Source organism: Gilliamella sp. CG22 (assembly GCF_046635725.1).
Lineage (GTDB): Bacteria > Pseudomonadota > Gammaproteobacteria > Enterobacterales > Orbaceae > Gilliamella > Gilliamella apicola_I.
In genome coordinates, this window is sequence record NZ_JBIDFK010000009.1 from 83,146 (window position 1) to 91,849 (window position 8,704).

7 protein-coding genes and 1 pseudogene are annotated in these 8,704 nt (G+C 36.5%); 3 read left to right on the plus strand and 5 right to left on the minus strand.

Annotated elements, in window-relative coordinates:
• Position 1 precedes the first annotated feature (1 nt).
• Positions 2 to 1,414: an FAD-dependent oxidoreductase gene (locus tag ACGH46_RS08925; RefSeq protein ID WP_294827790.1), complete on the plus strand. Its 1,413-nt coding sequence runs from the start codon at positions 2 to 4 to the stop codon at positions 1,412 to 1,414.
• A gap of 235 nt (positions 1,415 to 1,649) precedes the next feature.
• Here the strand turns inward: ACGH46_RS08925 and ACGH46_RS08930 are convergent, their stop codons facing one another.
• Together ACGH46_RS08930 and mazG are read right to left on the minus strand one after the other, a co-directional pair.
• On the minus strand, positions 1,650 to 2,087 hold the full coding sequence (locus ACGH46_RS08930; RefSeq protein ID WP_220215880.1) for a hypothetical protein: 438 nt from the start codon (positions 2,085 to 2,087) through the stop codon (positions 1,650 to 1,652).
• Positions 2,080 to 2,877, minus strand: a complete 798-nt coding sequence (mazG, locus tag ACGH46_RS08935) for a nucleoside triphosphate pyrophosphohydrolase (RefSeq protein WP_411605344.1) — start codon at positions 2,875 to 2,877, stop codon at positions 2,080 to 2,082. The genes ACGH46_RS08930 and mazG overlap by 8 nt, the downstream gene beginning before the upstream one ends.
• Positions 2,878 to 3,105: 228 nt before the next feature.
• Here mazG and ACGH46_RS08940 point away from each other — a divergent pair, with 228 nt between their 5' ends.
• Together ACGH46_RS08940 and ACGH46_RS08945 are read left to right on the plus strand one after the other, a co-directional pair.
• A complete protein-coding gene (locus ACGH46_RS08940) occupies positions 3,106 to 5,118 on the plus strand; it encodes an OPT family oligopeptide transporter (protein ID WP_267360764.1) in 2,013 nt (670 codons plus the stop codon).
• 294 nt (positions 5,119 to 5,412) lie between these two features.
• Positions 5,413 to 7,335, plus strand: a complete 1,923-nt coding sequence (locus ACGH46_RS08945) for an ABC transporter ATP-binding protein (RefSeq protein WP_411605346.1) — start codon at positions 5,413 to 5,415, stop codon at positions 7,333 to 7,335.
• Between the two features lie 179 nt (positions 7,336 to 7,514).
• Here ACGH46_RS08945 and nusG read toward each other — a convergent pair whose 3' ends face one another.
• The 3 genes and pseudogenes from nusG to ACGH46_RS08960 form a co-directional block, all read right to left on the minus strand.
• On the minus strand, positions 7,515 to 8,060 hold the full coding sequence (gene nusG, locus ACGH46_RS08950) for a transcription termination/antitermination protein NusG (protein ID WP_065559722.1): 546 nt from the start codon (positions 8,058 to 8,060) through the stop codon (positions 7,515 to 7,517).
• Position 8,061: 1 nt separating this feature from the next.
• On the minus strand, positions 8,062 to 8,463 hold the full coding sequence (secE, locus tag ACGH46_RS08955; protein ID WP_065559723.1) for a preprotein translocase subunit SecE: 402 nt from the start codon (positions 8,461 to 8,463) through the stop codon (positions 8,062 to 8,064).
• 136 nt (positions 8,464 to 8,599) lie between these two features.
• Positions 8,600 to 8,704 (minus strand): annotated as a pseudogene (locus ACGH46_RS08960) (elongation factor Tu); the annotation flags it as partial.

An 8,704-nucleotide genomic window follows, 5' to 3' on the forward strand; every position in this document is an offset into this window, starting at 1 on the left:
AATGAGTCAAAATGTTTATCAGTTCATCGATTTACAACGTGTTGATCCACCTAAAAAATCGTTGAATATTCGAAAAATAGAGTTTGTTGAAATTTATGAGGGATTTTCGGCTTCACAATCACAAGCCCAAGCCGATCGCTGCTTAGCGTGTGGGAATCCTTATTGTGAATGGCGTTGTCCTGTTCATAACTATATACCTAATTGGCTAAAACTGGTGAATGAAGGCAAAATTTTAGAAGCGGTTGAGCTTTCTCATCAAACAAACAGTCTACCAGAAGTGTGTGGTCGGGTTTGCCCTCAAGATCGGCTTTGTGAAGGCTCATGTACTTTAAATGCTGAGTTCGGTGCAGTAACTATTGGTAACATTGAACGTTATATTACCGATGAAGCTTTTAAACTGGGTTGGAAGCCTAACTTGTCTAATGTTGAAAAAACAGGGTTGAAAGTTGCAATCATTGGTGCAGGGCCTGCAGGACTTGCTTGTGCCGATGTGCTAGTCCGCAATGGTGTGACGCCCGTTGTTTTTGACCGCCATCCTGAAATAGGTGGACTATTAACCTTTGGTATTCCTGCCTTTAAATTAGATAAAGAAGTGTTGATTAATCGTCGACGTATCTTTACCGACATGGGTATTGAATTTCGGCTGAATACCGAAGTGGGGAAAACGGTACAATTAACGGACTTACTCAATGAATTTGATGCTATTTTTGTTGGAACCGGTACTTATCAATCAATGCGAGCCGGTCTAATGAATGAAGATGCGGATGGTGTTTATGATGCCCTTCCATTTTTAATTGCCAATACCAAACATATTATGAAGCATAATCAAAGCGATGATACGCCTTACATTGACATGAAAAATAAGCGTGTTGTGGTTTTAGGCGGTGGTGATACTGCAATGGACTGTGTACGGACGTCTATACGTCAAGGTGCAATTGAAGTCACCTGTGCTTATCGTCGAGATGAAGCCAATATGCCCGGCTCTAAACGAGAAGTAAAAAATGCGAAAGAAGAAGGTGCACAATTCCAATTTAATGTGCAACCCCTCAGTATTGAAATTAACAATACAGGTCAAGTTACTGGTGTCAAAATGGTTAGAACAGAACTCGGTCAACCCGATGCAAATGGTCGCCGTTCGCCAGTGATTATCGAAGGATCTGAATTCATACTTCCTGCCGATGCTGTTATTATGGCATTTGGTTTTAGACCTCATGCCATGCCTTGGTTAGCAGAACATGGTGTCAATTTTGATACTCAAGGTCGTATTGTTGCCCCAGAAATTAAAGGCTACCAAACCAGCCATCCAAAAATCTTTGCTGGTGGTGATGCAGTAAGAGGATCGGATTTAGTGGTGACTGCCATTAGCGAAGGTCGCAAAGCGGCAGAAGGGATTTTAGATTATTTAGAAGTATAAAGCGATTGACTAAGTTAACCTTATGCCCATACCCTACTGAGCGGGAGTAAGGTTTACTACTCAATATTTATTGATCTGTCTAAACCATAACGTTTATTGATTACAACCTAAATATCGTTATTTATCGGATTGAAATTGCCAATGAATATTTACTTTGATAATTGGCATTAAATTACCATTAGCTGATACCATGAATTTGTATCAGCTAATAACCTTTGATTATTAGATTACTTGGCTATAAATAGACAACCTGAGAACCATTTTCAGGATTTTTAGTCGCCTCAGCAAACCCTTCTAAGAAAAAGGCAAGATGATCTGCTTCATCCCCTAAAAGGCGCCCTTTGACTTTATTCCAAGTTAATAACACGATAGCAGCTTGTGGTTCACAACTAATTAACATCGGTTGTTCAAGTTCTTCATTCCAATAAAACTCACCGCCGTATAATTTTTGGGCTGTCAATAATAAATAACAACCATACTCTTGAGCAATCATATTAAGCTGTTCTTCAGGAATACTAAAATTTTTCTCAGCTAATTCACCAATAATCATTTCAACGACAGAAATACTTTTTTCGGAATAATCGAGTTGATTGATACTCCACGTTGGACTATGTAAAATGGCATTTTGTGCCCATGCTTCGATTTCTTGAAATAATTCATTTTTTTCAGTCATATTTATTTACTTCGCTAGTTGATATTTCCAATTGTTTAACAAGTTGCCATGCGGCTTCCATTTCTTCAAGTGTTGCATCCGTTAAACGACGATTATTTTGTTTCAGTATTGCTTCAACTTGTTTAAATCGACGTTCAAATTTATGATTTGCCCGTTGTAAACAGAGCTCCGATTTAACTTTTAGATGTCTGGCTAAATTGACGGTCGCAAAAAACAGATCCCCCAGTTCTTCCTCGATTTTTGATTGATCTTGTACCGTTTTATTAAGCTCATGTTCTACTTCGTCGAGCTCTTCCTTAACTTTATCTAAAACTGGAGTTAACTCCTGCCAATCAAACCCAACCGACGCACAACGTTTTTGGATTTTTTCGGCTTTCATTAAAGCAGGAATGGCGTTAGGTATGTCATCTAACAATGAGTATTGTGCGCGCTCGTCACGCTCTTTTTGTTTTAATTGTTCCCAATTCGGTTTTTCAGTTGTCTTATCATCAAAAATATGCGGATGACGACTAACTAATTTATCAGCAACAGCTTGACAGATATCCTCAAAATCAAACTGACCTTGTTCACTGGCAAGATCGGCGTAAAAAATAATTTGAAACAATAAATCGCCCAATTCTTTTTTGAGTTCATTCATATCCTGTTTATCTATCGCATCAAGAACTTCATAAGTTTCTTCTAGTGTATAAGATTTTAATGAATCAAAAGTCTGCATGCGATCCCATTCACAACCGTCAATAGGGTCACGTAATTGTTTAGTAATTGCAAGTAAACGCTTGAGTGGGTTCACAATCTATCTCACCAATCGTAACGGAACATTAATCTAATCAGTGTATCATAAATTTAAACTATTTTTATTTTCAATAGTGAATTTATACTATTGTAAATATAATTGTCTATTATTTATCCTGAAACACGCACAAAAAAGATTAAATTAATTGAGTTATCATAACTTCTAGCCCATAAAGCTGAATTAAGTATATAATAACCGCATATTGAATTAACTTTACGATAATATATGAATAATTTACGAGAACTTACACTTCGAGGCACAATACTGGGTGCTTTTATTACAATTATTTTTACTGCATCAAATGTGTACCTTGGTTTAAAAGTCGGATTAACCTTTTCTTCGGCTATTCCTGCCGCTGTCATCTCAATGGCAATCTTAAGACTATTTTCAGGATCAACCATATTAGAAAATAACATGGTACAAACTCAAGCTTCTGCTGCCGGAACGCTATCATCTATTATATTCGTTCTACCTGGATTATTGATGATTGGTTACTGGCAAGATTTTCCATTTTGGTTAACTTTTGCCATTTGTGCCGCTGGGGGAATGCTTGGGGTACTATTCTCAATTCCATTGCGTCATGTGATGGTAGTCAAAAGTACATTACCTTACCCTGAAGGTGTTGCTGCCGCTGAGATTTTAAAAGCAGGCTCGAAAACAGACAGTAATGATGCTTCTGCCAACGAAGGATTGAAAGATATTTTAGTGGGAGGCGTTATCGCTTCTACTGTCAGTTTATTGACCAATGGTTTTCGGGTTTTATCTGAAAGCGCTTCATACTGGTTTACCGGTGGAAAATCGATTTTTCAATTACCTATGGGGTTCTCATTAGCACTTCTTAGTGCAGGTTACTTGATTGGAATTGTATCTGGGATTGCCGTTTTAATAGGAACCATTATTGCCTGGGGATTTGGAATTCCAATTTTAAGTGCAATGACAGATTATGATACAACGCAACCACTGGCAAATATTGCAATGGGACTTTGGGCTAAAGATATCCGTTTTATTGGCGCAGGAACGATTGCTATTGCGGCAATTTGGACATTATTAACCTTAATCAAACCAGTTATTGAAGGTTTAAAAACATCATTCAAAACGTTACGTTCAGATGTATCTGTAAATGATATTGCACCGACAGAACGTGATCTATCACCTAAATCAATCTTTTTGATTATGGCAGGTATGGTTATTATTTTAGTCGCTACGTTTTACTCATTTATTTCAGATAGTGGGTTATCGACGGGCGTTGCATGGATACTGGTTATTTGTGCTGTTTTATTTGCTTTTATTATGGGCTTTCTTGTTGCAGCTGCTTGCGGATATATGGCAGGATTAGTCGGATCGTCAGCTAGCCCTATTTCAGGTATTGCAATTGTTGCCGCTATCGTGATATCACTTATCTTACTTGGATTAGGCGAAGCAAATAATATACTTTCCACGGCTGAAGGCACAAACTTTGCGACAGCCTTAGCGCTATTCACAACCAGCGCAGTATTAGCCGTTGCTTGTATCTCAAATGATAACTTGCAAGATCTTAAAACGGGTTACTTGGTTAATGCAACACCTTGGAAACAACAAGTTGCATTACTAATAGGTTGTGTTGTTGGTGCCATTGTTATCGCTCCTATTTTAGAAATTCTTTATAACGCGTATGGTTTCACGGGGGCATTACCACGACCAGATATGGATCAATCACAAGTTTTAGCTGCCCCTCAAGCAACACTGATGACAACCATTGCAAAAGGAATCTTTTCACATAAACTTGATTGGACAATGATTCTAATTGGATTAGTCGTTGGAACCGTGATTATTATTATTGATCTTCTTTTGGCGAAAGCAAAATGTAAATTTCGCTTACCCGCACTAGCTGTCGGTTTAGGTATCTATTTACCACCAACAATTACTGCCCCAATTTTTGTCGGTACATTGCTATCATGGATAATTAAACGTAATGCTTACGCTAAAGCTCAAAAATACAATTTAAATCCTGAAGAACAATTTAAAAAAGTGGATCGTAAAGCGGCATTAATTTCTTCGGGATTAATAGTTGGTGAAAGCTTAGTTGGTGTCTTATTAGCGATCGTTATTGTTATTAGTATCACGCAAGGTAAAGGTGAAGCTCCATTAGCAATAGAGGCTGATTTAGGTTTCTTACCACAATATTTAGGTTTAGCTGTCTTTGTGGGTATTTGCTTATATATTATTCGTCGAGCATTATCCGCAATTAAAAAACAGTAATAATTTATATTTATAATTAAGCCCTTTATTGCTTAAAATAGAGGGCTTGATAAAATCGCTTTTCCAATTTAAACCCCGCTATAAATTAATTATCATCCTATTTTTGTGACTAGATTAAATGATAACCTTTTCCCTGTCTGGAAATATTCAATAGCACGCTCAACCAATTATTGCCACAAGTTAAATTTTAAAATAATGAAACTTTCACTTTACCCATTAAACTTTTTCATTTTGCATAATTTTCAATATTTGTTAGCATAACCCAATTTATTTTACATATTAAACAGCAAAATCATGATAGTATTTGATTCCATTCAAGTTCGCTTAGGCATTAATTTACTTTTAGATAATGCCTCTGCTACCATTAATCCTAAACAAAAAGTAGGGTTAGTTGGGAAAAATGGTTGCGGAAAGTCCACTCTCTTCTCATTAATAAAAGGCGAAATTCAAACGGATGCAGGCAGCTTAAGTTTTCCATCACAATGGCAATTAGCTTGGGTTAACCAAGAAACTCCCGCGCTAGATATACCCGCTATTGAATATGCTATTGATGGTGATCGTGAATATCGACAGCTAGAACAAAAGCTAGCTATCGCCAACCAAGACAATAATGGTGAACAAATAGCTAATATTCATGAAAAACTGGATAACATTGACGCATGGACAATACGAGCAAGAGCCGCCACATTATTACATGGTTTAGGATTTTCTAACGAGCAACTACAATTACCAGTTAAATCTTATTCTGGTGGTTGGCGCATGCGTTTAAATCTAGCTCAAGCACTCATGTGTCGTTCTGATCTACTCCTTCTTGATGAACCTACCAATCACCTTGACTTAGATGCCGTTATTTGGCTGGAAAAATGGCTGAGTAACTATCAAGGTACATTAATTTTAATCTCACATGATCGTGATTTTTTAGATCCGTTAGTTAATAAAATTATTCATATTGAACAAAAAAGTTTGTTTGAATATACCGGTAACTATTCATCATTTGAAGTTCAACGTGCAACTAAATTAGCACAGCAACAATCACTTTATGAAAGCCAACAACAAAAAGTCGCACACCTACAAAGCTACATAGACCGCTTTAGAGCAAAAGCAACCAAAGCCAAACAAGCTCAAAGCAGAATAAAAATGCTAGAAAAAATGGAACTCATTGCCCCTGCACATGTAGACAATCCTTTTCATTTTAATTTTAAACCTTCTGAATTTTTGCCAAGTCCATTACTGATGATGGACAAAGTTGTGGCAGGTTACGATGATAAAATCGTGCTTGAAAAAATTAAATTAAATCTTGTTCCGGGGTCACGCATAGGCTTACTGGGTCGTAATGGTGCCGGTAAATCAACCTTAATAAAATTATTAGCGGGCGAACTTCAACCTAAAGAGGGGCATATTAATCTCGCTAAAGGTGTTCAATTAGGCTATTTTGCTCAACATCAATTGGAATATTTACGTGCCGATGAATCACCACTTTGGCATTTAACTCAGCTTGCTGATCTAAAAATAACAGAACAGGAATTGCGTAACTATCTGGGTGGTTTTGATTTTCATGGTGATAAAGTGAATGAACCAGTTAAAACATTTTCGGGCGGTGAAAAAGCTCGATTGGTTTTAGCGCTAATTGTGTGGCAAAAACCGAATCTATTATTACTTGATGAACCCACTAACCATTTGGATTTAGATATGCGTCAAGCATTAACTGAAGCACTTATAGGCTTTGAAGGTGCTTTAGTCGTTGTATCGCATGATCGCCATTTATTGCGCTCGACAACGGATGAATTTTATTTAGTGCATGATCACAAAGTCGAACCATTTAATGGCGATCTTGATGATTACCAAAAATGGCTTGCCGAAGAACAAAAAGCAGAAAATAAACCAGATACCGTTAACATAGCCAGTAAAAATGATAGCATTCAAAATGTTTCCGCCACCGATCGCAAAGAACAAAAACGCCGTGAAGCAGAATTAAGAGCACAAATGCAACCCATTAAAAAAGAGCTACAAAAAATGGAGCAAAAACTTGAGCTATTAACTGAGCAATTACAAAATATTGAACAGTTACTAGCAGATCCTGCTATTTATGAAAACGATAAAAAAACAGCGTTGACCGAATTACTACTTAAACAAAGTAAAATTAAAAGCGAACAAGAAGACACTGAAATGAACTGGTTAGATTTACAACAACAACTTGAAGATTTTCAATTAAACTAACTTTGTATTTAAGATACAAAAAGAGAAGCACACAAAATATTAAGAGCATGAGTCTTAATTCAATCGCAATAAGTTTCAGGTTGTTAATCGTATTTTAACTATTTATTTTGTGCAAAAAAAATCACAGCCTTTGCTGTGATTTTTTTATTCTTAATTGAACTAAACTTATTCAATTAAAATTAACTTTTTTCAACTTGACTAAAATCAAGCTCAACAGGTGTTGAACGTCCAAAAATTGAAACTGAAACTTTCAGGCGACTTTTTTCATAATCGACTTCTTCAACCACACCATTAAAGTCTGCAAATGGACCATCATTAACACGTACCAATTCGCCTGGCTCAAATAACGTTTTAGGACGAGGTTTATCACCAACTTGTTGTAAACGATTCATAATAGCATCAACTTCACGTTGGCTTATTGGGGCTGGTCTGTCAGAAGTACCGCCAATAAATCCCATGGTTCTTGGTACACTTTTAACTAAGTGCCAAGTTGCATCATTCATCATCATTTCAACTAAAACATAACCGGGAAAGAATTTACGCTCACTTTTACGACGTTGACCACTTTTCATTTCAACAACTTCTTCGGTAGGCACAAGCACTTCACCAAAAGAATCTTCCATATTATGTAACTTGATATATTCACGTAGTGATTGTGCAACACGTGCTTCATAGCCAGAATAAGCTTGAATAACATACCATCGTTTTTGTTGTATTTCACTCATATTAACGTCCTATTGATGTTAAATAAAAGACGACCCAACGGAATAAAGTATCCATTCCCCAAAGGGCTAAACCAACGACTACTGTAACAGCCACAACGAGCATAGTTGTCTGTGTAGCGTCTTTACGAGAAGGCCATACCACCTTTCTTAACTCTTTTCTTGAATCCTGTAAAAATGCAAGAAATGACTTACCTTTAGTGGTTGTAAGAGCAATAAATAAAGTGAAAAGTGAAATTACACTAACCGTAATAATGCGGACGATTGTATTAGGTTGATATATATCATTTGCTTGAGCAAAATAGGAATTTCCCCAAACAATAATTGCAATCAATACTAAAACTAAACCCCATTTGAGTTTATCTAGAACCGAGTTTGTAGCTTGACTTTCGTTACTTACTTGCATATAAAACCTATGAGTATGTTATTTATAATAATATCTATTTTCCAAAATGCTCTTTTTAAAATAAAAACATTTTGCTAAACAGACCAGATAAGAAAGGGCATCGCATGATACCCTTTCAACAGTTATTAAATATAAATTATTTAATAACCTTAGCAACAACACCTGCACCAACAGTACGACCACCTTCACGAATCGCAAAACGTAAACCTTCTGCCATCGCGATTGGGTGAATTAATGATAC